At 34.5% G+C, this 23,224-nt stretch carries 24 protein-coding genes; 13 read left to right on the top strand and 11 right to left on the bottom strand.

Annotation, left to right across the window (positions count from 1 at the left end):
• Positions 1-120 precede the first annotated feature (120 nt).
• The 9 genes from ACZ0AH_RS20575 to ACZ0AH_RS20535 all read left to right on the top strand — a co-directional run bounded on the left by ACZ0AH_RS20575 (position 121) and on the right by ACZ0AH_RS20535 (position 12,530).
• A complete protein-coding gene (locus tag ACZ0AH_RS20575) occupies positions 121-1,575 on the top strand; it encodes a glycoside hydrolase family 30 protein (protein ID WP_463477626.1) in 1,455 nt (484 codons plus the stop codon).
• Between the two features lie 84 nt (positions 1,576-1,659).
• Positions 1,660-3,123, top strand: a complete 1,464-nt coding sequence (locus tag ACZ0AH_RS20570) for a glycoside hydrolase family 30 protein (protein WP_463477625.1) — start codon at positions 1,660-1,662, stop codon at positions 3,121-3,123.
• A gap of 31 nt (positions 3,124-3,154) precedes the next feature.
• On the top strand, positions 3,155-4,630 hold the full coding sequence (locus tag ACZ0AH_RS20565; RefSeq protein WP_463477624.1) for a glycoside hydrolase family 30 protein: 1,476 nt from the start codon (positions 3,155-3,157) through the stop codon (positions 4,628-4,630).
• 37 nt (positions 4,631-4,667) lie between these two features.
• Entirely contained in the window at positions 4,668-6,422 is a 1,755-nt protein-coding gene (locus ACZ0AH_RS20560; protein ID WP_463477623.1) for a cellulase family glycosylhydrolase, read from the top strand.
• 361 nt (positions 6,423-6,783) lie between these two features.
• The gene (locus tag ACZ0AH_RS20555) at positions 6,784-7,863 is read left to right on the top strand and encodes a family 16 glycosylhydrolase (RefSeq protein WP_463477622.1); all 1,080 of its coding nucleotides are present in this window, start codon (positions 6,784-6,786) and stop codon (positions 7,861-7,863) included.
• A 71-nt stretch (positions 7,864-7,934) separates the two neighbouring features.
• Positions 7,935-8,774, top strand: a complete 840-nt coding sequence (locus ACZ0AH_RS20550) for an endonuclease/exonuclease/phosphatase family protein (RefSeq protein ID WP_463477621.1) — start codon at positions 7,935-7,937, stop codon at positions 8,772-8,774.
• A gap of 3 nt (positions 8,775-8,777) precedes the next feature.
• Positions 8,778-9,455: a glycoside hydrolase gene (locus ACZ0AH_RS20545; RefSeq protein WP_463477620.1), complete on the top strand. Its 678-nt coding sequence runs from the start codon at positions 8,778-8,780 to the stop codon at positions 9,453-9,455.
• Complete coding sequence (locus tag ACZ0AH_RS20540) at positions 9,430-10,203, top strand: glycoside hydrolase family 30 protein (RefSeq protein ID WP_463477619.1); 774 nt, start codon at positions 9,430-9,432, stop codon at positions 10,201-10,203. Before ACZ0AH_RS20545 ends, ACZ0AH_RS20540 begins: the two co-directional genes overlap by 26 nt.
• A 98-nt stretch (positions 10,204-10,301) precedes the next feature.
• On the top strand, positions 10,302-12,530 hold the full coding sequence (locus ACZ0AH_RS20535) for a glycoside hydrolase family 3 N-terminal domain-containing protein (protein WP_463477618.1): 2,229 nt from the start codon (positions 10,302-10,304) through the stop codon (positions 12,528-12,530).
• 49 nt (positions 12,531-12,579) lie between these two features.
• Here ACZ0AH_RS20535 and ACZ0AH_RS20530 read toward each other — a convergent pair whose 3' ends face one another.
• Complete coding sequence (locus ACZ0AH_RS20530) at positions 12,580-12,798, bottom strand: hypothetical protein (RefSeq protein WP_463477617.1); 219 nt, start codon at positions 12,796-12,798, stop codon at positions 12,580-12,582.
• 389 nt (positions 12,799-13,187) lie between these two features.
• On the opposite strand from ACZ0AH_RS20530, the gene ACZ0AH_RS20525 reads away from it, so the two are divergent.
• Positions 13,188-13,943, top strand: a complete 756-nt coding sequence (locus ACZ0AH_RS20525) for an NUDIX hydrolase (protein ID WP_463477616.1) — start codon at positions 13,188-13,190, stop codon at positions 13,941-13,943.
• 65 nt (positions 13,944-14,008) lie between these two features.
• On the top strand, positions 14,009-14,329 hold the full coding sequence (locus ACZ0AH_RS20520) for an MmcQ/YjbR family DNA-binding protein (protein ID WP_463477615.1): 321 nt from the start codon (positions 14,009-14,011) through the stop codon (positions 14,327-14,329).
• A 10-nt stretch (positions 14,330-14,339) separates the two neighbouring features.
• Here the strand turns inward: ACZ0AH_RS20520 and ACZ0AH_RS20515 are convergent, their stop codons facing one another.
• The 7 genes from ACZ0AH_RS20515 to ahcY all read right to left on the bottom strand — a co-directional run bounded on the left by ACZ0AH_RS20515 (position 14,340) and on the right by ahcY (position 19,900).
• Complete coding sequence (locus ACZ0AH_RS20515; RefSeq protein ID WP_463477614.1) at positions 14,340-14,954, bottom strand: alpha-ketoglutarate-dependent dioxygenase AlkB family protein; 615 nt, start codon at positions 14,952-14,954, stop codon at positions 14,340-14,342.
• Positions 14,941-15,186, bottom strand: coding sequence for an Ada metal-binding domain-containing protein (locus ACZ0AH_RS20510; RefSeq protein ID WP_463477613.1), 246 nt, complete (start codon positions 15,184-15,186; stop codon positions 14,941-14,943). Before ACZ0AH_RS20510 ends, ACZ0AH_RS20515 begins: the two co-directional genes overlap by 14 nt.
• A gap of 119 nt (positions 15,187-15,305) precedes the next feature.
• Entirely contained in the window at positions 15,306-16,019 is a 714-nt protein-coding gene (locus ACZ0AH_RS20505) for a 2OG-Fe(II) oxygenase (RefSeq protein ID WP_463477612.1), read from the bottom strand.
• 158 nt (positions 16,020-16,177) lie between these two features.
• Positions 16,178-17,023 carry a bifunctional helix-turn-helix domain-containing protein/methylated-DNA--[protein]-cysteine S-methyltransferase gene (locus ACZ0AH_RS20500; protein ID WP_463477611.1) on the bottom strand — a complete coding sequence of 282 codons (846 nt, stop codon included), beginning with the start codon at positions 17,021-17,023 and terminating at the stop codon, positions 16,178-16,180.
• A gap of 256 nt (positions 17,024-17,279) precedes the next feature.
• Positions 17,280-17,747, bottom strand: coding sequence for a GNAT family N-acetyltransferase (locus tag ACZ0AH_RS20495; RefSeq protein ID WP_463477610.1), 468 nt, complete (start codon positions 17,745-17,747; stop codon positions 17,280-17,282).
• Positions 17,748-17,761: 14 nt separating this feature from the next.
• Complete coding sequence (locus tag ACZ0AH_RS20490; protein ID WP_463477609.1) at positions 17,762-18,259, bottom strand: hypothetical protein; 498 nt, start codon at positions 18,257-18,259, stop codon at positions 17,762-17,764.
• Positions 18,260-18,583: 324 nt separating this feature from the next.
• Positions 18,584-19,900 (bottom strand): adenosylhomocysteinase, encoded by a 1,317-nt coding sequence (gene ahcY, locus ACZ0AH_RS20485; RefSeq protein WP_041516432.1) that lies wholly within the window; start codon positions 19,898-19,900, stop codon positions 18,584-18,586.
• Between the two features lie 307 nt (positions 19,901-20,207).
• Here ahcY and ACZ0AH_RS20480 point away from each other — a divergent pair, with 307 nt between their 5' ends.
• Positions 20,208-20,858 carry a 4'-phosphopantetheinyl transferase family protein gene (locus ACZ0AH_RS20480; protein ID WP_463477608.1) on the top strand — a complete coding sequence of 217 codons (651 nt, stop codon included), beginning with the start codon at positions 20,208-20,210 and terminating at the stop codon, positions 20,856-20,858.
• A 166-nt stretch (positions 20,859-21,024) separates the two neighbouring features.
• Here the strand turns inward: ACZ0AH_RS20480 and ACZ0AH_RS20475 are convergent, their stop codons facing one another.
• The 3 genes from ACZ0AH_RS20475 to ACZ0AH_RS20465 form a co-directional block, all read right to left on the bottom strand.
• A complete protein-coding gene (locus ACZ0AH_RS20475) occupies positions 21,025-21,429 on the bottom strand; it encodes a group III truncated hemoglobin (protein WP_463477607.1) in 405 nt (134 codons plus the stop codon).
• A complete protein-coding gene (locus tag ACZ0AH_RS20470) occupies positions 21,426-21,713 on the bottom strand; it encodes a hypothetical protein (protein WP_463477606.1) in 288 nt (95 codons plus the stop codon). Before ACZ0AH_RS20470 ends, ACZ0AH_RS20475 begins: the two co-directional genes overlap by 4 nt.
• 81 nt (positions 21,714-21,794) lie before the next feature.
• Positions 21,795-22,391, bottom strand: a complete 597-nt coding sequence (locus ACZ0AH_RS20465; protein WP_463477605.1) for a Crp/Fnr family transcriptional regulator — start codon at positions 22,389-22,391, stop codon at positions 21,795-21,797.
• Between the two features lie 92 nt (positions 22,392-22,483).
• On the opposite strand from ACZ0AH_RS20465, the gene ACZ0AH_RS20460 reads away from it, so the two are divergent.
• Positions 22,484-23,209, top strand: coding sequence for a phosphoglycerol geranylgeranyltransferase (locus ACZ0AH_RS20460; protein ID WP_463477604.1), 726 nt, complete (start codon positions 22,484-22,486; stop codon positions 23,207-23,209).
• The last annotated feature ends 15 nt before the right edge of the window (positions 23,210-23,224 follow it).

Here is a 23,224-nt window from a genome sequence, read left to right as displayed (position 1 = left end):
AATAGCCCATAATCACTATGAGTATGGGCTATTTTTAAATCCTTAAGCCACTAGAATGTGTTTTATTGAAAACGAGTTTCTATAAAAACTTCAATTTAGAATTAAAATAATAAGGGAAGAATGAAAAAAAATAGTTTTAAGATTCTATGCTTTTTGTTTTCGCTGACAGCATTTGCACAACAGTCAAAAACAAAGAAAGAATTTACAACCAATGGGAAAAAAGTAACAGTTTATACTACAGCTGAAAATTCAAATTTAAGATTAACATCTACAGATAATTTAACTTTCTCAGCATCAAAACAACCTCTTGAAACGGAGTCGTCTGTTTTTGTAGAACCATCAAAAAAGTTTCAAACCTTCATGGGAATTGGAGGTGCTATTACAGATGCGAGTGCCGAAATTTTCGCTAAACTTTCAAAAGAAAAACAAGCTGAATTTTTAAATGCTTACTACGATAAACAAAAAGGTATAGGCTATTCATTGCTAAGAACCACGATACAAAGTTCTGATTTTAGCAGTGGAAGCTATTCTTATATTGAAGAAGGAGATAAAGATTTAAAAACTTTTTCTATTGATCACGATAGACAATATCGCATTCCATTAATAAAACAAGCTATAAAAACTGCTGGCGGAACATTAAAAACTTATGTTGCCCCGTGGTCGCCAAATGCTTTTATGAAAAGTAATAAAAACGTCCTGAAAGGCGGAACATTATTACCGGAATATTATCAAACATGGGCAAATTTTTATGCCAAATTTATAAAAGCTTACGAGAAAGAAGGAATACCAATTTGGGGAACTTCAACTCAAAATGAGCCAATGGCAATTCAAACCTGGGAATCTTGTGTTTATACAGCAGAAAACGAAAGAGATTTTATTAAAAATTTCCTTGGGCCAACTTTGAAAAAAGAAAAATTAGGAGATGTAAAAATTATTGTTTGGGATCACAATCGTGATTTGATGAATTACAGAGCAAACGTAATTTATTCAGATCCGGAAGCTTCAAAGTATGTTTGGGGAATGGGTTTTCACTGGTATGAAACCTGGTCTGGCGGTGCATCAATGTTTGATAATGTTGCCAAAGTACATGAAGCATATCCTGACAAAGGTTTAATGTTTACAGAAGGATGTATCGAAAAATTCGACGCGACAAAATATCAATTTTGGGGTAACGGAGAAAGATATGGTATTTCTATGATTAATGATTTTAATAATGGAACCGCTGCATGGACAGACTGGAACATTCTTTTAGATCAAAACGGTGGGCCAAATCATGTTGGAAACTTCTGTTTTTCGCCAATTCACGCTGATACAACAACTGGAGAATTAATTTATACACCATCCTATTATTACATCGGACATTTTTCAAAATTCATTCACTTAAATGCAGTAAGAGTGAGCACTGCAGTAAGCAGAAGTGCTTTATTAAGCACTTCATTTTTAAATACAGACGGAACAATGGCAACAATTGTCATGAATCAGTCTGATAAAGAGATTACATACAATTTAATTATAGCTGCTGAGAAGACAGTAGTTAAAATTCCTGCGCATGCAATACAAACACTTGTTTATTAATATTTTGTAGTTAAATAAGAGGGTCGTAATTGAATCATCCAATTTGACCCTCAATTTTAATTCAATCATTTTTTTGAAAGTACAATGAAATCTATCAATAGAATTTTAATAGCACCGATACTAGTTCTACAATTAAGTTGTTCTTCATCAAAGGTTGTGGATAATTCCTCGAATTCTGCATCCAAATCAAATAAAAAAATAGAGGTTTATACTACTGCCGAAAACACAAAATTGAAATTATCATTATCAAATAATTTAATTTCGACTTCACAACAAACAAAATCAACAGTTTCTATTGCAATAGATCCTGAAAAAACAGACCAGACTTTTCTGGGAATTGGTGGCGCAATTACAGATGCTTCCGCAGAAGTTTTTGCTAAATTATCGCCTAAAAAACAGCAAGAGTTTCTTACTGCCTATTACGACAAAAACAAAGGAATTGGTTATACTTTAGCCAGAACCAACATACATAGCTGTGATTTTAGCAGCGACAGTTACACTTATATTTCAGAAGGAGATAAAGATTTAAAAACCTTCAACATTGACCACGACAGAAAATATCGCATTCCATTAATAAAGCAAGCAATTAAAACAGCCGGCGGGAAATTAACACTATTTGCCAGTCCATGGAGTCCCCCAGCTTTCATGAAAGACAATAATGATATTTTGCACGGCGGCGTTTTATTGCCTGATTTTGCACAGGCTTGGGCAAATTACTATGTTAAATTTATACAAGCATACGAAAAAGAAGGAATTCCTGTTTGGGGATTAACCATTCAGAATGAGCCAATGGCAAAGCAAAGATGGGAATCTTGCATTTATACGCCTGAAGCCGAAAGAGATTTCCTGAAAAACTTTCTTGGTCCAACTTTAGAAAAAGAAGGATTAAGTGCTAAAAACGTTATTATTTGGGACCACAATCGTGGAGATCAGTTAGAAAAAAGAGCCAATCTTGTTTTCTCTGACCCGGAAGTTTCAAAATATGCCTGGGGAATTGGATTTCACTGGTATGAAACCTGGAACGGCGGAACTCCTAAATTTGAATCAGTTGGTGAAGTTCACAAAGCATTTCCAAATAAAAATTTACTTTTTACAGAAGGCTGTATCGAAAAATTTGATGCTTCAAAATTTCAGTTTTGGGGAAATGCAGAACGATACGGACTTAATATGATCAACGATTTTAATAACGGAACCACAGGCTGGACAGACTGGAATATTCTTTTAGATCAAAACGGCGGACCAAACCACGTTGGCAATTTCTGTTTTTCACCAATTCATGCAGATGTAACAAAAGATGAATTAATCTTTACGCCAATGTATTATTATATTGGACATTTCTCAAAGTTTATTCGACCAAATGCTAAAAGAATAAACGACACAATCAGCGACAAAACGTTGTTAAGTACATCATTTAAAAATACCGATGGCAAAATTGTCACCATTGTAATGAACCAATCAGATAAAGATATTGTATACAATTTAACCAGCAACAACTTAAAAACCACTATAACTATTCCCGCGCACGCTATACAAACCATTGTATACTAAAGTGGCACTATTAACTAAAAAACCTATAAAAATGAAACCAAATTTTAAAAAAGCGATAAAAATATTATTTTTTGCCCTTGCTATTTTCGCCCAGGTAAAATGCTCGTCTTCAAATGATGCAGTCGAAAATCCACCTCCGGTAACACCGCCAGTTACGCCGCCGGTTGTAGTAAAAAATGATGTTGATTTTTGGTTGACAAAAGGAGATCAAACGGTATTATTGGCAAAACAAACAGGTACTTTAGGTTTTGGTTCATCCGTTAACGGTTACCAGAATATTGAAGTAAATGCGGCTCAAAAATACCAAACCGTAGATGGTTTTGGATATACATTAACGGGCGGAAGCGCAGACGTTATCAATCAATTAAATGCAACAAAAAAAGCAGCTCTTTTACAGGAATTGTTTGGTTCATCAGAAACTTCAATCGGAATTAGTTATTTAAGAATCAGTATTGGAGCATCAGATTTACATGCTGATACCTTTACATATAATGATATTCCATCCGGAGATACAGATTTAGATTTGGCTAAATTTACTTTAGACAAAGACAGAAGCGGCGTAATTGCGCTGTTGAAAGAAATTCTGGCAATAAATCCAAAGATCTTAATTTTGGCAACACCTTGGACAGCGCCACTTTGGATGAAAACGGCAAACAGCTTTAAAGCAGGAAGATTAGATACTAAATATTATGATGTTTATGCAAAATATTTTGTAAAATACATTCAACAAATGAAAGCTGAAGGAATTACGATTGATGCTATTACGCCTCAAAACGAACCTTTAAATCCTTATAATACACCAAGTATGGAAATGTCAGCTTTAGAGCAGGCTAATTTCATCAAAAATAATTTAGGACCTGCATTCAAAGCAGCAAACCTTACAACAAAAATCATTACTTACGATCATAATTGTGATGTTCCTGAATATCCAAAAACAATTTTGGCTGATGCAGCTGCATATCCTTTTGTAGACGGTTCAGCATTTCACTTATATTCTGGAGATATTAGCGCACTTTCAAACGTTTACAACGCTTACCCGGCTAAAAACGTATATTTTACAGAACAATGGACATCTTCTACAGGTAGTTTTGACGGAGATTTAAAATGGCACCTTAAAAATGTTGTTATCGGTTCAATGCGTAACTGGAGTAAAAATGCATTAGAGTGGAATTTAGCAAACAACGGTAGTTTTGGCCCTCATACAAACGGTGGCTGTTCAGAATGTAAAGGAGCTTTGACAGTTACGTCAAGCGAAAATTTCCAGCGTAATGTTGGGTATTATATTATTGCACATGCATCAAAATTTGTTCCGGCAGGTTCTATCAGAATTGATAGTAACACAAGCGGAAGTTTACAAAACGTTGCTTTTATTACGCCAACCGGTTCAATAGTTCTTATTGTGGAGAATGACGGTACAGGAAGTGCAATGTTCAATATTAAATTCAATGGTAAATGGGTTACAACTTCTTTAGACGGAGGATCTGTAGGGACTTATACCTGGAAATAATCGAACACTTTAGAACGAAAAAGTAAATAGTTTTCATATGAAAAAAATAATTATAGCCCTACAACTATTAGTTTCGATTACTACTTTCGGACAAGGTTTTTTACATAGAGACGGACAAAAGATCGTTGATGGAAACGGAAAAAACATAATATTAAGAGGTTTAGGATTAGGAGGATGGATGGTGCAGGAAGGTTATATGATGCAGACTCAGCCTTTTGCAAGTCCGCAATATGTAATCAAACAAAAAATTCAGGACGTTGTTGGAGAACAAGGAACGAAAGAATTTTATGCCGCCTATAAAGCAAACGGAATCACAAAACGTGATGTCGATTCATTGGCAAAATGGGGATTCAATTCCATTCGTTTACCAATGCATTATAACCTTTATACACCGCCAATCGAAAACGAGAAAAATGGTGAAATTACCTGGATAGAAGAAGGTTTTACCATGACCGATAATTTATTGAAATGGTGTGCCGAAAATAAAATCTATCTTATTCTGGACTTGCATGCAACTCCCGGAGGACAAGGTAATGACGCGGCAATTTCGGATTATGATACCACAAAACCGTCTTTATGGCAAAGTGAAGCCAATCAGAAAAAAATGATTGCTTTGTGGAAAAAACTAGCGTCAAGATACAGAGACAATCAATGGATTGGAGGTTATGACATTATCAATGAACCAAACTGGAATTTTACCGGAACCAACAAAAATGGCTGCGACGAAAATTCAAATGGTCCTTTAAGAGATTTAATGGTTGCCGTTACAAAAGCAATTCGTGAAGTAGATACCAACCATCTGGTTATAATTGAAGGAAATTGCTGGGGAAATAATTACAACGGAATTTTCCCTTTATGGGATGAAAATATGGCGTTGAGTTTTCATAAATATTGGAATTATACTACTACAGGTTCTATCCAGAAAATGTTGGATTACAGACAACAATACAATGTTCCGATCTGGATGGGAGAAAGCGGAGAAAACTCGAATGTTTGGTTTAAAGATGCACTTTCTCTGGTAGAAGGAAACAATATTGGTTGGGCTTTCTGGCCAATGAAAAAAATCGAGAATATTGCCGGAGTAACTTCGGTAACCAAAATTCCGGAATACGATGTTTTATTAAAATACTGGAAAGATGGCGGTCAAAAGCCAAGTGCTGATTTTGCTAAAAAAGTATTATTAAAAATGGCAGATAATTACAAAATGGAAAACGTAAGCGTTAAGCCAGACGTAATTGATGCCATGTTCAGACAAGTACAAACCAATGATACTAAGCCTTATAAAAAGCATATAATTCCCGGAAAAATTGCGGCAACACAATATGATTTAGGAACAAATGGATACGCTTATTCAGACAAAGATTTTATAAACTACAGAGTAGAAACTGGAACTTTTGACGAGTGGAACAAAGGAAATACCATGAGAAATGATGGTGTTGATATTTTACCTTGCAAAGACGCCGGATCAAACGGATATCAGGTTTCGTTTATTGAAGATGGAGAATGGCTGCAATTTACAAGCGAAGTTGCAAAACAAAAAACGTACAAAGTTGCCATTCGTTATTCAAGCGAAAACCTGGAAGGAAAATTACATTTAGAAACCGAAAACGGAAAAAAATCAGAAACGATCACACTTCCGGTAACTGGTGGAAATGAAAAATGGAAAACCGTTGTTTTATCTGGAGTAGCATTAAACGCAGGAACAAATAAAATCAAAGTAGTTTTTGAAAAAGGAGGATTTAATTTGAATTATTTAGATTTTTCAGAACCGAAAAAAGGTGGTAAAAAATAGATAATATTATATGAATGTATAGTGTAGTCCCTAAGGGCAATCTCATTAAGTTAAGAGAAAACCAATAATGTTATGGCGAATAAATTTCTCGCAAAGGCGCGAAGTCGCAAGTTTTTTGTCATTTCGACGAAGGAGAAATCTTAACAAGTAACTCCGCAACGTGAATCCAATCTTTGTCGAGCTTCTTGCGAAGATTTCTCCTTCGTCGAAATGACAAGATTGTGTTTAAACTTTGCGTCTTAGAGTCTTTGCGAGATTAATTTTATTTTCTAAAAAGCTTAACGCCCGTAGGGACTACACCTGTTCGAAAAAAATATTGGTTGCAAATTAATTTTTAATAACTAACCCAAATTAACCAACAATGAAAATAAATAAAATCATAAATAAAATAAGTGTTTTAGCACTTGTGTTAATGCTAGGTTTTCAGTCTTGCGGCAGTGGGGATGATTCATCAGATGGAACACCTGTAAATCCTGCACCAACAGGCCTTTCTGTTCAGGTTGAAGTAGTAGGTAAAACAGCGGATAAACCCGATGGAGACGGAAGCGGAAAAGTAAATATAACGATCAAAGCTACAAATGCTACATCGTATAAAGTGCTTATCGATAATCAATTGAAGGAATTAACAACAGGTAGTTTAACCTATGAATTTACGGGTTCAGGTACTAAAACATATTCAATAATTGTATCAGCTTATAATGCTGCAGGACAGTTTGTAAGTTCTACCACTTCGGTAAATGTGAATGTGGCCAGAAAATTACTTTGGTCAGATGAGTTTAACACAGACGGAGCACCAGACGCAGCAAAATGGGGATATAATACAGGAACTGGCGACGGTTGGGGAAATAACGAATTAGAATATTATACCACTCGTCCTGAGAATGTATCTATTTCAAACGGAACACTGAAAATTAAAGCAATCAAAGAAGAATATATGGGAAGCCATTATACATCTGCAAGAATGCTTACAAAAGGAAAATTCGCTTTTAAATACGGAAGAGCAGAAGTTCGTGCAAAATTGCCAGTTGGAGGCGGAACATGGCCGGCATTCTGGATGTTAGGCGATAATATCGATACAGTGCCTTGGCCAGCTTGCGGAGAAGTTGACATTTTAGAATCAGTAGGAAACAATCCTAACGTAAATCATTCATCATTGCATTCACCTGGACGTTCAGGGAATACACCGGATACAAAAACAACAACAGTTCCAAACTCAGCAACAGAATTTCATATTTATGCTGCCGAATGGAGTGCTGAAAGTATTAAGTTTTATGTAGATGATAATTTGTTTTATACGTATTCAAATAGCGCTTCAACCCCATTTAATGAAAAGTTTTTCCTAATTCTGAATTTGGCTATGGGAGGAAATTTTGGAGGAACAGTAGATCCGAATTTTACTAGCGCAACATTCGAAATTGATTACGTAAGAGTATATAATTAACATAAGTTTTAAGTTAAAATTTTTCCGTAAAGCTTCTGAAACACTAGCTTTACGGATTAAAATTTTTTAACATGAAAAAGATAAAATCAATTGTTTTAGTAGTAATGTTACTTTTTGTAACGGTTTCGTTTTATGGTCAGAATTTGAAAATCATGACCTATAACATTCGTTTAAATGTTGCATCTGATGGAGAAAATGCATGGCCAAACCGAAAAGATTATTTTACTTCTCAAATACAATTTTATAGTCCGGATATTTTTGGAGTTCAGGAAGCGACTCCAAATCAGGTTACAGATATAGCTTCGGCTTTACCTGATTACAACAAGTTTGGAATTGGGAGAGAAGAAGGAGGAACAGGAGAAGCTTGTACGATTTATTACAAAAAAGACCGCTTTCAGGTACAGCAATCCAGTACATTCTGGTTGTCAGAAACACCAAATGTAGTTTCAAGAGGCTGGGATGCGGCCTGTAACCGAGTATGCACCTATGGGCTTTTTAAAGATTTAAAAACTAAAAAAACGTTTTGGGTTTTTAATCTTCATCTGGATCACATGGGAGAAGAAGCAAGAGTAAAAGGTGTGCAGCTTGTTTTGAAAAGAATAAGCGAATTGAATACAAAAAAATATCCAGCTTTTTTAATGGGAGATTTTAATTCAGAACCGGATACAAAACAAATTGCAGAGATAAAAAAGGTAATGGATGATACCAAAGACGTTTCTAAAGAAAAACCTTTTGGGCCATCAGGAACTTTCAATGGTTTCAAACACGATCAACCGGTAACATTATTGATTGATTATATTTTTATCTCTAAAAATAGCGGATTAAAAATTCAAAAACACGCAGTTTTAAGTGATTCTAAAGATTTAAAATATCCGTCAGATCATTTACCTGTTTTAATAGAAATAGATTAAAAAATGAAAAACATCAACAAAAAACTTCAAATTTTACTTTTACTGCCTCTTATTGCAGTTCAGATAAAATGTGGGACTTCAAAAAATTCAGCAGCAACTTCTAATAAAGCAGAAGCCTGGATTACAACAACTGACGAGACCTCAAAACTTCAAAAGCAAAATGATTTGGTTTTTAATACAGAAACCAATTCAAATCCAACTATTGAAGTAAATCCTTCTCAGAAATTTCAAACCATCGAAGGTTTCGGATTTTCTTTAACAGGAGGAAGTGCTCAGGCAATCCTGAAATTAGACAAAGCTAAAAAAGAAGCATTGCTTCAGGAATTATTTTCAAGAAAAAATGATGCAATTGGTTTGAGTTATTTAAGAATCAGTATTGGAGCTTCTGATTTAAATGAAAGCGTTTTTTCGTATGATGATTTAGCAGAAGGTCAAACCGATTTAAAATTAGAGAAATTTAATCTTGGCCCTGATCTTAATGATGTGGTGCCATTGTTAAAAGAAATTTTAGCTATAAATCCAAAAATAAGAATTATGGGTTCTCCGTGGTCACCTCCAGTTTGGATGAAAGAGCAACGGAAACTCAAAAGGCGGAAGTTTACTACCGCAATATTATCAGGTTTATGCGGAATATTTTGTAAAATATATTCAGGCAATGAAAGCGCAGGGAATTGTAATTGATGCTATCACGCCTCAAAACGAACCATTGCATCCTGGAAATAATCCAAGTTTGTTAATGCTTGCAGAACAACAAGCAGAATTTATTAAAAATAATTTAGGTCCGGCTTTCGCCAAAGCTAATATCAAAACTAAAATTATAGTTTATGATCACAATTGCAACAAACCAGAATATCCTTTAACGATTTTAAACGATCCAAAAGCATTGCCATTTGTTGCCGGTTCAGCCTTCCATTTATATGAAGGAGATATTAGTGCTTTGTCAAAAGTTCACGATGCTTATCCAAAGAAAGATTTGTATTTTACAGAACAATATACAGGATCAAAAAGCAGTTTTGAATCTGATTTAAAATGGAGCGTAAAAAATGTTGTAATTGGTTCTATGCGTAACTGGAGCGTAAACGCACTTTCGTGGGGATTAGCAAATGATGAGTATTACAAACCTTTTACCCCAGGCGGATGTTCGACATGTAAAGGCGCATTAATGATCGATCAGGCTCAGAATATCAAAAGAGAAGTTGGTTATTATATTATTGGTCACGCTTCTAAATTTGTTCCGGAAGGATCTGTTAGAATTGGAAGTAATATTGCAGGTAATATCTATAATGTTGCTTTTAAAACGCCATCAGGACAAATCGTTGTAATTGCAGAAAATGACGGAACTGCAACAGAATCATTCAATATCAAATACAACCAAAAACAAATTTCAACAACTTTAAACGCTGGTGCAGTGGCAACTTACGTTTGGTAATTCAAAATTAAATTCATGAAATCGCCATGATTCCAATAACAAACTGGATTGAAGAATGGCGATTCCATATTCCATTAAAAAGCATATATTAAATTCGTATGAAAAAATTAACCACATTTACCTTGTTGATGGTGTCCTTTTTTGCGGTCGCCCAACAAGAAACAATAGACCAGAAAGTAAACGCACTATTGAAGAAAATGACAATTGAAGAAAAAATTGGTCAGCTGAATCAATATACAGGCGATAATCAGGCAACAGGACCAATTACAATAAATCCCAACAAACAATCTGAAATCAAACAAGGTTTAATAGGTTCGATGCTAAATATTATCGGAACGAAATATACCAGACAATATCAGGAATTAGCGATGCAGTCACGTCTAAAAATTCCGTTGTTATTTGGTCAGGATGTTATTCACGGATACAAAACAACATTCCCCATTCCGTTGGCAGAAGCCGCGAGCTGGGATTTACAGGCAATTGAATTAGCAGCAAGAGTTGCGGCTACAGAAGCTGCAGCAAGCGGAATTCACTGGACATTTGCTCCAATGGTAGATATCAGCCGCGATCCTCGTTGGGGACGCGTAATGGAAGGTGCCGGAGAAGATACTTACTTAGGTTCTAAAATTGCTTATGCAAGAGTAAAAGGTTTTCAGGGAAATAAATTAGGCGATTTGAACTCAGTTATGGCTTGTGTGAAACACTTTGCAGCTTATGGCGCGGGAGTTGGCGGTAGAGATTACAACTCAGTAGATATGAGCGAGCGCATGTTGTTTGAAACCTATTTACCGCCATTTAAAGCAGCTCTTGATGCTGGTGCAGCAACTTTTATGAACTCATTCAATGATTTAAACGGAATTCCTGCTTCTGGAAATGCACATTTACAGCGTGATATCTTAAAAGGAAAATGGAACTTTCAGGGATTCGTAGTTTCTGATTGGGGTTCTATTGGCGAAATGGTTGCGCACGGATATTCAAAAGACCTTAAAGCTGCCGCACTTTCTGCGATTATAGCCGGAAGTGATATGGATATGGAAAGTAATGCATACCGTTATAATTTAGCTGAATTGGTTAAAGAAGGAAAAGTTTCTATCGATTTGATTGACGATGCGGTAAAACGTATTCTTCGCAAGAAATATGAATTAGGATTATTTGATGATCCATACCGATATTCAGATGCAAAAAGAGAAGAAAAAGCCTTAAATAATCCTGAAAACAGAAAAGCAGCTCTTGAAGTAGCACAAAAAAGTATCGTTTTATTAAAGAATGATAATCAGACATTACCAATCTCTAAAAATGTAAAAACAATTGCATTTATTGGACCAATGGTAAAAGAATACAAAGCCAACATGGGATTTTGGTCTGTAGAATTACCAGAAGTTAATTATGATAAATGGGTAGTTTCGCAATGGGATGGTTTACAAAATAAAGCAGGCAAAAACACCAAATTGCTTTACGCAAAAGGCTGTGAAGTTGATGGAGACAACAAAGACGGTTTTGCTGAAGCAATTGCAACAGCTCAACAAGCAGATGTTGTTATTTTGAGTATTGGTGAAAGACGCGACATGAGCGGTGAGGCAAAAAGCCGAAGCAATCTTGGTTTACCAGGCGTTCAGGAAGATCTTGTAAAAGCAATTCAGGCAACAGGAAAACCAGTTGTGGTTTTGGTAAATGCAGGAAGACCGCTTATTTTTAACTGGACGGCAGATAACGTTCCTGCAATTGTGTATACTTGGTGGTTAGGAACTGAGGCAGGAAATGCAATCGCAAATGTTTTATTTGGAGATTACAATCCGTCAGGAAAATTACCAATGACTTTCCCAAGAGAAGTAGGGCAATTGCCAATTTATTACAATCATTTCAGCACAGGAAGACCAGCTAAAAATGAAGATTCAAAAAACTATGTTTCAGCTTATATTGATTTAAAAAACTCTCCTAAATTTCCTTTCGGATACGGATTGAGCTATACACAATTTGGTTATACCGATTTGAAATTATCTTCGACTAAAATAAAAAGCAACGAAATCATTAAAGTTTCTTTTCAATTAGCAAATACCGGAAAAGTAGCCGGTGAAGAAGTAGTACAATTGTATTTAAAAGACAAATTTGGATCAGTAGTCCGACCAGTTTTAGAACTAAGAGATTTTCAAAAAGTAAAATTGAATGCAGGAGAATCTAAAACTATTGAATTTACAATTGACAAAGAAAAACTTTCTTTTTATAATGATAAATTAGAATGGAATGCAGAACCCGGAGATTTCGAAGTAATGATTGGAGCTTCATCTGCAGATATTAAATTAAGATCTGACTTTGAATTAGTACAATAAAAAAGAAGTCAATTAAAATTGGCGTTATGGATTTTATAAAGGTTCTGAATTATTTCAAAACTGTATTTATAAAATCCATAGCGCCAATTCCTTTATAAGATGCATATAACGCTTTATCAAAAGCTTCTCGTTTTGCTTTTTTATCTTTCGCTTCAGTTTCAACTATCATTTGGTTGAAAATTTTCTCCTGCTCTTCACTATATTTTATAGAAGCTTCTAATAGATCGTTTTTTGATACTAATCCAAAAGAAGAGCATATTTTTTTCATAAGCTTCTTGTTCAGTTTTTCTAGATTTGGAATGCTCATATTTAATCAATTTAACTTTCTATATAACAGATTATTTGTTTTGACTTTTGTTACAAAATCGTAACATTAAAACAATCAATTATATAATATTGCCTTACAATTATTTCTTTTTGTGTCTTTTTGTTGAAAAAACAACAAGTTACGCATTTAATGTGTTATTATGACGCAATGTACTTATTTTTTCAATTTGTTTTGCGTTTTTAAGTAAAAATTGTGATTTTAACACTTCTTTTTTGATCCTAAATTTTAAGTTTTCATCACGTTGCATTTAGTAAAATGTTTCGGTTTTATAAAAATGAATTAAATTGCAGTACAAATCCAAAACGAAAGTTGTATTTAATTAAGCATAAATGTTAAAAGACATTGTAGAAAATAATCATAATTATCAGCCGGGACTTTCGATAGATTGCGTGATTTTTGGTTTTCACGACAATCAGCTTAAAGTTTTATTGATTAAAATTCCTAATCGCGAAACATGGTCTTTACCTGGCGGATTTATCCCAATTGATCAGGATATAGATACCGCTGCTGTTACGGTTTTAAATGAGAGAACGGGAGTTGATGGAATCTTTTTGAGACAATTTGCAACCTTTGGAAAAATAAAACGAAATGATCAGCATTTTGGGAAAAAAGTGCTTGAATATTTGCAAATAGAAGAAGAAAAAGGAAAATGGCTCACGCAGCGTTTTGTTACAATAGGGTATTATGCTTTAGTCGATTTTTTAAAAATAATTCCAAAATGTGCCAATAAAGCAGAAGTCATCGAATGGATTGACCATAAAGAAGTTCCTGAGCTTATTTTAGACCACAAAGAAATTCTTGATAAAGCATTACAAACCTTAAGGATCGAATTGAATTTAATGCCAATTGGCTATAATTTACTACCGGAGAAATTTACAATTCCGGAACTTCAGAAATTGTATGAAACAATCTTGGATAAAAAGCTGGACAGAAGAAATTTTCTTAGAAAAATAACCAACATCGGAATTCTGACCAAACTGGACGAAAAGAAAAGTAACGTAGCACACAAAGCACCAAATTTATATTCGTTTGATAAAGATAAATACGAAGAAGTCCTCAAAAACGGACTAAATCAAGGCTGGTAAATATTATAGAGAACAGAGACCTAACAGGTTTTCAAAACCTGTTAGGTCTGATAAATAAACTTAAAATGGTAACAATTGAAACATTCAGAACTTTAGCGTTGTCCTGTCCAAGTGCAACTGAAGAATCCCATTTTGAGAAAACCTCATTCCGAATCAATAAAAAAATATTCGCCACTTTTGATGAAAAAAATAATAGGGCAGTTTTAAAATTAAACGAAATTGATCAATCGGTTTTTTGCGGGTCAAGCGAAATGATTTTTTATCCGATACCCAATAAATGGGGAAAACAAGGCTGGACAATTGTAGAACTTTCAAAAGTAAGGCCAGAAATGTTTGAAGACGCCTTGATACTTTCGTATGAAAATGTTCTAGGTAAAAAGAAGTAAAATTTTAAACTTATTGTTGCTCAATAATTGTTCTAAAAGTCAAATTTACTCTTGGTTTTGATGTTGTTTTTGTTGGCGGTAAACGATGTAGCCAATGCGTTTGTGTAGTGTCTTTCATGACTAATAAACTGCCGTGTTCCAAAATTAATGAAACCGTTTCTTTGGTTTCTTTATGTTTAAAAGCAAACTTACGTTCCGCACCAAAACTTACCGAGCCAATTGCGCCGTTCTTTTTTAAATCTTTTTCGGCATCGCTGTGCCACGCCATTCCTTCATCGCCGGAATGATATAAATTCAGCAAACAAGAGTTGAATGTTTCTCCGGTTTTTTCTTCAATTACAGCTTTTAATTCCAGTAATGCTGCCGTCCACGGAAGTGCTTTTTTCGTGGTATTCGAATAGGTATATTCAAAACCCGAATCGCCGTACCATGCTACTTTTCGTTTGGTCAAAATTAATTTTCCGAAGATTATAGTTTCATCATTTTTCCATTCAATGGTATTCAAAAGTATATCCAAATAATGATTTGACGCTGCGCGAGAAAACAATTTTCCGTAATAGTTCACAGTTCCGTCTTTAGGAAGTAAGTTAGTGTTTTCGTCTGTTTCGGGATTAAATAAGTCCATTTTTCCAGTTTTGATAGTCGGTTTTCATACAATGTCCACAAGGTCTGAAACCATTTTGTCTGGCTTCATTTTCAGATAAAAAGAAAACCCGGTTTTTGCGTTTCATTCTTTTGCCTGATGAACATTTTAAAGTTCCGTAGATTTTTAGTTTTTGGTTTCCACCAAAGCAAATTTCTGCATTTTTAATTTTAATTAAGAGATTGCGATCAGAAATTTTGTTGTGTTGAAGCATAAATGTTGTATGTTTTTTTTGCCACGAATTCACGAATATTTTTAAATTGAAAATCTGTGCGGATAGAATTAGTTTAATTCGTGAATTCGTGGCGAGAAAAAATAGTTTGTGGTAAATAATTACGATAGTGCATCATGAAAAATAATCCCTAACGTATGTCGTTCACCGGAATGAATTTCACTCACGCCATGTTTCATATTCACGCGATAATATCCTTTTGTTCCTTTTACAGGTCTGAAATTGGTTGTAAAAATTAAAATATCTCCCTTTTTAGGTTTCAAGACAATGGCTTTCGATTGTGCTCTCGGAGTTTGTTGCGTTAAAACAAATTCACCACCCGTAAAATCTTCATCAGGTTCGTTCAGGAAAAGAACTATCTGAATAGGAAAATAAATATCTCCATACAAATCCTGATGCAGAGTATTAAAGCCGCTTTTACCATATTTTAAAATCAAAACAGTTGCTTTTAATTGATTATTAGCATGACATTGTTCAAGTAATTTTTCGTGTGTTTCGGGAAAAATAGTATTAATATTCAGCGCTTTCATCCAGGTATTTGCAATTGGCGCCAGTTTAGGATAAATAGAAGACCGAATGTTCTGAATTAAATCCGGTAAGGGATAATTGAAATATTTATACTCGCCCAAACCAAATCTATAACGCTCCATTACAACTGTTTTTCGGTATAAACCTGGATTATCATAATCGAATTTTAAATCTTCGCATTGTTCATTATTAAGAACGTTTTGAATAATTGCGAACCCATTTTCGTGCATAGATTCGGTTATGCTTTCCCAATTAAGAGAAGCAATTTTTGATTGTATATTTTGCATAATAATTTTAGATTGAGTGTTTTTTCGCTACGAATTCACGAATTATTATTTTTTATATTTTAAAATAATCTGCATTACAGAATTAGTTTAATTCGTGAATTACTTCGTCTGTTCGCTATCGCTCGGGTCGTGACGGAAAAAATAATACGGTAATTTATTTATGGATTTATTTGTGCGCCTTCCCAGCCAATAATAGCAGTTTTACGCGTATTTCCCCACATATAACCACCAAAGGTTCCAGTAGATTGAATCACACGATGACACGGAATTAAAAAGGCTACGGGATTACTGCCAATTGCTGTCCCGACTGCTCTTGAGGCATTTGGTTTCTCGATTTTTTGTGCAATAGAGCCGTAAGTGGAAAGCTGTCCCATCGGAATTTTAAGCAGAGTTTCCCATACTTTCAATTGGAAATCGGTACCTTTTAAATGCAGTTTTATTTCAGATAATTTACTCCAGTCATTCTGGAAAATGAATAAAGCATTTTGTTGTACCAAATCCAGTTTTCGGGTAAATGCTGCGTTTGGGAATTTATGTTTTAAATCCTGAAATCCAGTTTCTTCATCTTCGGCGAAAGCCATAAAACAAACGCCTTTTTGGGTAGAAGCAACAATGATATTCCCAAACGGACTTTCGGCAAAACTGAAATTGATTTCTAAGTTTTTACCTCCGTTTTTATATTCTGCCGGTGTCATTCCTTCGATGTTTACAAACAAATCATGAAGTCGGCTTGTTCCGGACAATCCCGTGTCAAAAGCTGCATCAAACAATGTAGTTTTATCATTTTCTTTGAGGATTTTCTTGGCGTGTTCAACACTGATATATTGCAAAAACTTCTTCGGACTTGTTCCTGCCCATTCTGTAAACAAGCGCTGAAAGTGAAACGGACTTAAATGCACTTTTTCGGCAACCTCATCTAAATTTGGCTGGTCTTTAAAGTTAACTTTGATATAATCGATTGCATCTGCAATTCGGTTATAATTGATGTTTTCCTGTGTGTTCATTTTCTTCAATTTTATAATGCAAATATCGACAGGGTTTGGCAGTCATAAAATCCGAAACTTGCGGTGTTTTTTTAACCGCAAAGTACGCTAAGGTTTTACGCAAAGAACGCAGTTTTTTTTTTGCTCGCAAAGTCGCAGAGTCGCAAAGTTTCTCGCAATATTGTCATCCTGAGCGAAGTCGAAGGACACAAAGTAATTCGACAAAGATTGATATAAACTTTAAAATTAAGAACCCCTGTAAGATTATAAAGTTCAACTATATTTTCTTTTCCATTTTGTAATTGATCAATTCAACTCCTAATCGTATGTTTTTTTGTTCGGTTTTTACAATAAAACCTTTCTTTTCAAAAAATAGTTTTGCGGTAATACTAATATTTGAAGTTATGGTTTTTGAATTATGATTTTTAGCTTCTGTTTCTAATTGGGATAAGATTTTATCAGCAATTCCTTGTCGTTGAAAATCTTTGTGAATGTAGAAAAAGTCAATATAATTTCCATCTTTTAAAGTTCCGAAACCTACCATTTTATTCTCAATAATTGCCAGTAAAACAAATTGCGTATTAATAACCTCAACCCAACGATCTGTATTTGAAACTCCAGAAATCCAAGCGTTAATCTGATGCGGATTATAATTGTTCTTGCAAACTGATTTAACTGTTTGAGTATATAATTCCTGCATTTCCTGTAAATCTGAAATTGTAGCTTTTCTGAAATTAATTTCCATTATATTTTAATTATTTAATCCCCGTGTCTTGTGTATTGAGCTTCTTCAAGAGCTTTTTCAAGGTCTTCTACTTTTTTTGAATTTAATTCTACTTCGGCTTTTGCTTTATTTACTTCTTCTTGAGATTTAGCTATTTCTTTTTTAAGGTTTTCAATATTTTTTTGATGATCAGGATTTCTTTTATCTTCCGGAGTATTTTCAAGATTTTGTAATTCTTTTTGTTTGGTTTTTAAGTCCGCTTCTTTGTCCCAAGCCTTGTTAGCGAGTTTTATTAATTTTTGTTCTTCTCTCTTTAATTTTGCTTGCGCTTTTTCTACGCTGCTTAGAGTAGCAATAGGTTTCACGGTTTCTAATTTTGGTGTATTTGGACGTTGCGTTGGTCGGCCAGTAGCTGGACTTATTAGCCCACCAGTAATTGGATCTCGCAACGGTGACTGCATACTATAATCGACCTGGGCGTTTACAAAGAGTGGTATAATTGTTATTATCAATGCAAAAAGTAGGTTTCTCATAATTTGGTTTTGGTCTTCAAAAATAGAGTTATATTTTAGAAAGGATGTAAAATCTGGGATTAATTTTTAGGTTACTAAATAGCAAACCCGACAGGTTTTAAAACCTGTCGGGTTTATTGGTGTTCAGTTGCGTGAGGGATGGTGGCACGCCCAGATATTTATTTTGTTTCAAGTTTCAGGTTTCCAGGTTACAGACGAACTTGACACTTGAAACAAAAACACTAAAAATAGAAAAACCCGACAGGTTTTTAAAATCTGTCGGGTTTGAATATGTATTAAAATCTAAGATCTATCCCGAAGTCTCGGGACAGAAATCTAAAATTATTAGTATCTGTAGTATTCTGGTTTGAATGGACCTTCAACAGGAACACCAATATAAGCAGCCTGATCGTCACGTAAAGTTTCCAATTCAACGCCTAATTTAGCTAAGTGCAAAGCAGCAACTTTTTCATCTAAATGTTTTGGTAACATATAAACGTCATTGTTGTAAGCAGCGCTGTTTTTCCATAATTCGATTTGTGCCAAAGTTTGGTTTGTAAATGAGTTACTCATTACAAAACTTGGGTGACCTGTAGCACAACCAAGGTTTACTAAACGACCTTCAGCAAGAATGATGATATCTTTTCCAGCAATAGTATATTTGTCAACCTGAGGTTTGATTTCGATTTTTGATGCACCGTGGTTTTTGTTCAACCAGGCCATATCAATTTCGTTATCAAAGTGTCCGATGTTACAAACAACAGTTTTGTCTTTCATTTGTTCGAAATGAGATCCAAGAACGATATCTTTATTTCCTGTAGTTGTAATGATGATATCAGCATTTGCAATTACAGTATTTAGTTTTTTAACTTCGTAACCGTCCATTGCAGCTTGTAAAGCACAAATTGGATCAATTTCAGTAACAGTTACAATAGATCCTGCACCTCTGAAAGAAGCAGCAGTTCCTTTTCCAACATCACCGTATCCACAAACGATAACTCTTTTTCCGGCTAACATTAAGTCAGTTGCACGACGAACTGCATCTACAGCAGATTCTTTACAACCGTATTTGTTATCAAATTTAGATTTAGTAACAGAGTCGTTAATATTGATTGCAGGCATTGGTAAAGTTCCGGCTTTTACTCTTTCGTAAAGTCTGTGAACTCCAGTTGTAGTTTCTTCAGACAATCCTTTGATTCCAGGAACCAACTCCGGGAAACGGTCAATAACCATGTTTGTTAAATCTCCACCATCATCAAGAATCATGTTCAATGGTTTTCTGTCTTCACCAAAGAATAAAGTTTGCTCAATACACCAGTCAAATGATTGCTCATCAAGACCTTTCCAGGCATAAACCTGGATTCCTGCAGCAGCAATAGCAGCAGCAGCCTGATCCTGAGTAGAGAAAATGTTACAAGAAGACCAAGTAACCTCAGCACCAAGAGCGATTAAAGTTTCGATCAAAACTGCAGTCTGGATCGTCATGTGCAAACATCCAGCGATACGAGCACCTGCAAGAGGCTGTTCGTCTTTATATTCAGCACGAAGCGCCATTAAACCTGGCATTTCAGCTTCAGCTAATTCAATTTCTTTTCTTCCCCAAGCCGCTAGAGAGATGTCTTTTACTTTGAAAGCCACAAAAGGCGTAGTTGTAGTACTCATTTATAGTATATTTGTATATTGTAAAATTTTTGCAAATTTACGGAATAGGTTTTTAATTTGGACTACTTTCTGTCAGATTTATGAAATGTTTAATTTCTTAATTTATAGAGTATTAGTTCGATAGTAATTTTCAGGAGCTAATCCTGCTGTTCACTATATCTTTTGTGGTGAACCCCACCACAAAAGGATGCCTCCCGATAGTTCGGGACCATCAGGGCTAAAAAGACGAGACATTAAATTAGAAATTCAGTTTTTTAATCAGAAAATAATTCATAACTTAAAACTCACAATTCATAATTAAAAAAGAATGCCTTTATTTCAAACCATCCAATACAACGAAACGACCAAACTTTTGATTTGGGAAATAACCGAATCATTCGAGGAGTTATTAAGCAAAGTAGTTTTAAAGGAAAAAACGCAGTTGAGGCTCGACGGAATGAAATCCCAAATGCACCAGCGCGCTTTTTTGAGTGTTCGTATGTTGATTCAGGAAATGGGTTTTACAGATCACGATTTGCATTATGACGAATTTGGAAAACCTTATTTCGATTGTCATAATTATATCTCCATTACACATTCGTATCATTTTGCAGCCATAATAATCAGCCATCAAACTGTTGGAATCGACATGGAATTGCAACGCGAAAAAATAACCCGCATTGCCGATAAATTTGTTGATACCGAATTTGATTATTTAAACCCGAGCATTTTAGAAAAATACGTTAAAAAACTGACTGTAATTTGGGGAGCAAAAGAAGCGATCTTTAAAATCAGAAACGAAAAAGGAATCAGTTTTAAGGATCATATTAAAGTACAAGATTTTTCTTTAAATGATTGTAAAACCTCAGCAAGTCTTCATTTTGATAATCTAATAAAAGATTTTGATGTGCATTATAAAGAAATGAAATCAGATAATTTTGATGGCAATTTTACTTTGGTTTATGCTTTTGAGAAATAAAGTTTTATAAAATTCCAATACAGTAAATTCCAAATTCCACAATCTTGTCATTTCGACCGAAGGGAGAAATCACACTAGAAATTCCGCAAAGAAAATCGTCAATCTTTGTCGAGTTACGAGTGTGATTTCTCTCTTCGGTCGAAATGACAGACAGTACGTTAATGTTTTACTTTGAGCTTTCACTCATCTTCTTACGATGCTCAAACATACTCACAAACAAAAAAGTTCCCATTTTTCTGGCGCGCCTTTTTAGTGTTTCTACATTTTCGCCTTCAAAATGTTCTTCTAAAGTCTGAAACCAGTAGTTCAGCCAGACTCCGAATTCATTCGAAGTAATTTTGCCATCAAAACGAGCATCAACCTCATTATGAACTGCATTAGGATTGCCTTTGTACTTTTTTACGGCAAACAAATTAGTTTCCCAAAAATCAGTCAGCTTTTCCAGATGCGCGTCCCAATCTTTTATTATAGTATTAAAATAAAAGCCAATTTCTTCATCGGCTCTTATTTTAGCATAGAACTGATGTACCAGAAATTCGACGTCAGCTCTATTTTCTATTTGTTTTCTCATAGTACAAAACTATTCAGAAATATAAATAAAACACTTAATACAGCGCTTAAAATAATAAGGTTAAAAACGACTTTATGTTTCATTTGCGCTAAGATTGAAGTGTTGGCAAAAACACAGGCTAAAACAATAATAGCAAGTTGAATCATTTGCCCAACAGAAGTTCCGTGAGAAAGAATATACATTGCCGCAGCACCGCCTAAACAGCTTTGACCAATTACAGCCATTGCTGCAGAACCCATGTAATTTTTATTGAAATTTTCGAATGTTGTTTGATATAGTGTCATGATATTGTGATTTTTATACTACAAAGGTACATGCACAATACAACTCCATTTTATGACTTTAATCATAAAACAAGAACTTTTTTATCGGTATACTTTTCTGTTTATAATCTTCAAAATACCTTTTTTTTCTAAAGTTTTTATGGTTCTAATAACGGTTTCGACGCGTAATCCGGTTAAATCGCCAATTTGTTGTCGGGTGAAATTGATGAGGTAACCATTTGCATCTTTCTTAAAATTGAAATAAGCAATTCCGTGATCCATTAATTTTAAAATACGATGCTCTGGTTCTTGCGTTGACATTTCGGCTGCCATAACCGATTTGTAGTACAATCGCTGCGCTAAATTTTCGATTATTTTAAAGCTAATTGCCGAATTTTCTTCCAGCAATTTCATAAAACTGCTTTTTGTCAAAAGAAGTATTTCTGAATCTTCAACAGCAATAGCATTTGCAGGATAATTTTGGTTTAAGAATAAAGGAGGTTCTCCAAAAGATTGATCTTTATAAAAAATGCCCTGAATAAACTCACGTCCGTCATCATTATAATTGCTCATTTTTACTTCGCCTGAAACAATTTGATAGTAATGTGTAGGTAAATTACCTTCTTCAAAAATGATTTCACTTTTGCAGAACGACTTTTTCAAAGCACCATATTTCTCAAGTAAGTCAGTTGCAATCATGATTTGTTGTTATTTATCAAAAGATATAACACAAATATAATTCATTCAAAATAGTTCTTCTACATTAAAAAACTTTTACTTTTACGCCCATTATGCAACAAAAAGCACTTCATATCCACCAGGAAATTTTGGAAGCTAAAAAGAATGGACAAAAATTATTGGCCATACTTTTAGATCCGGATAAAATTGTTTGGGAAAATTTAGATCATTTATTATCAAAAATAAATCAATCGCCTGCAACCCATATTTTTGTTGGAGGAAGCATTGTTGAATCTACTATTTTAGAAGATTTAATTGCACAATTAAAACAAAAAACAAATTTGCCCGTTGTGATATTTCCGGGTAATCCGTCGCAAATATCGCCTCAGGCCGATGGTATTTTGTTCTTATCGTTATTGTCTGGCCGAAATCCGGATTATTTAATTGAATATCAGGTTCAGGCAGCACCAATTCTTAAAAAAACAAATCTCGAAGTTATTTCGACCGGTTATATTTTGATCGAAAGCGGAAATGAAACTGCCGTGGCAAGAGTGAGTAAAACAAAACCGCTTAATCGCGATAATTTTGATTTGGCTTTGGCAACAGCACAAGCGGGTGAAATGTTAGGAAATAAATTGATTTATTTAGAAGCCGGGAGCGGAGCAAAAAAGCCAGTTCCGCTGGAAATGATAGCGTTAATTGCTCAAAATATTAAAATTCCGATAATTGTTGGAGGAGGAATTGTAGATTTGCACGGAATTCAAAATGCCTATAAAGCTGGTGCCGATTTAGTAGTTATAGGAACTGCTTTTGAAAACAACAGCCATTTTTTTGAATGATAAAAATAACCAAAA

Source organism: Flavobacterium sp. AC105 (genome assembly GCF_979258495.1).
Note: the sequence above shows the minus strand (reverse complement) of the source record. Positions and strands in the feature narration are given on the sequence as shown.

Bases quoted from the DNA above. Each gene is read 5' to 3' on its own strand.
- ACZ0AH_RS20575 (WP_463477626.1), top strand. From the start codon at position 121: ATGAAAAAAAATAGTTTTAAGATTCTATGCTTTTTGTTTTCGCTGACA.
- ACZ0AH_RS20570 (WP_463477625.1), top strand. From the start codon at position 1,660: ATGAAATCTATCAATAGAATTTTAATAGCACCGATACTAGTTCTACAA.
- ACZ0AH_RS20565 (WP_463477624.1), top strand. From the start codon at position 3,155: ATGAAACCAAATTTTAAAAAAGCGATAAAAATATTATTTTTTGCCCTT.
- ACZ0AH_RS20560 (WP_463477623.1), top strand. From the start codon at position 4,668: ATGAAAAAAATAATTATAGCCCTACAACTATTAGTTTCGATTACTACT.
- ACZ0AH_RS20555 (WP_463477622.1), top strand. From the start codon at position 6,784: ATGAAAATAAATAAAATCATAAATAAAATAAGTGTTTTAGCACTTGTG.
- ACZ0AH_RS20550 (WP_463477621.1), top strand. From the start codon at position 7,935: ATGAAAAAGATAAAATCAATTGTTTTAGTAGTAATGTTACTTTTTGTA.
- ACZ0AH_RS20545 (WP_463477620.1), top strand. From the start codon at position 8,778: ATGAAAAACATCAACAAAAAACTTCAAATTTTACTTTTACTGCCTCTT.
- ACZ0AH_RS20540 (WP_463477619.1), top strand. From the start codon at position 9,430: ATGAAAGCGCAGGGAATTGTAATTGATGCTATCACGCCTCAAAACGAA.
- ACZ0AH_RS20535 (WP_463477618.1), top strand. From the start codon at position 10,302: ATGAAAAAATTAACCACATTTACCTTGTTGATGGTGTCCTTTTTTGCG.
- ACZ0AH_RS20530 (WP_463477617.1), bottom strand. From the start codon at position 12,798: ATGAAAAAAATATGCTCTTCTTTTGGATTAGTATCAAAAAACGATCTA.
- ACZ0AH_RS20525 (WP_463477616.1), top strand. From the start codon at position 13,188: ATGTTAAAAGACATTGTAGAAAATAATCATAATTATCAGCCGGGACTT.
- ACZ0AH_RS20520 (WP_463477615.1), top strand. From the start codon at position 14,009: ATGGTAACAATTGAAACATTCAGAACTTTAGCGTTGTCCTGTCCAAGT.
- ACZ0AH_RS20515 (WP_463477614.1), bottom strand. From the start codon at position 14,954: ATGGACTTATTTAATCCCGAAACAGACGAAAACACTAACTTACTTCCT.
- ACZ0AH_RS20510 (WP_463477613.1), bottom strand. From the start codon at position 15,186: ATGCTTCAACACAACAAAATTTCTGATCGCAATCTCTTAATTAAAATT.
- ACZ0AH_RS20505 (WP_463477612.1), bottom strand. From the start codon at position 16,019: ATGCAAAATATACAATCAAAAATTGCTTCTCTTAATTGGGAAAGCATA.
- ACZ0AH_RS20500 (WP_463477611.1), bottom strand. From the start codon at position 17,023: ATGAACACACAGGAAAACATCAATTATAACCGAATTGCAGATGCAATC.
- ACZ0AH_RS20495 (WP_463477610.1), bottom strand. From the start codon at position 17,747: ATGGAAATTAATTTCAGAAAAGCTACAATTTCAGATTTACAGGAAATG.
- ACZ0AH_RS20490 (WP_463477609.1), bottom strand. From the start codon at position 18,259: ATGAGAAACCTACTTTTTGCATTGATAATAACAATTATACCACTCTTT.
- ahcY (WP_041516432.1), bottom strand. From the start codon at position 19,900: ATGAGTACTACAACTACGCCTTTTGTGGCTTTCAAAGTAAAAGACATC.
- ACZ0AH_RS20480 (WP_463477608.1), top strand. From the start codon at position 20,208: ATGCCTTTATTTCAAACCATCCAATACAACGAAACGACCAAACTTTTG.
- ACZ0AH_RS20475 (WP_463477607.1), bottom strand. From the start codon at position 21,429: ATGAGAAAACAAATAGAAAATAGAGCTGACGTCGAATTTCTGGTACAT.
- ACZ0AH_RS20470 (WP_463477606.1), bottom strand. From the start codon at position 21,713: ATGACACTATATCAAACAACATTCGAAAATTTCAATAAAAATTACATG.
- ACZ0AH_RS20465 (WP_463477605.1), bottom strand. From the start codon at position 22,391: ATGATTGCAACTGACTTACTTGAGAAATATGGTGCTTTGAAAAAGTCG.
- ACZ0AH_RS20460 (WP_463477604.1), top strand. From the start codon at position 22,484: ATGCAACAAAAAGCACTTCATATCCACCAGGAAATTTTGGAAGCTAAA.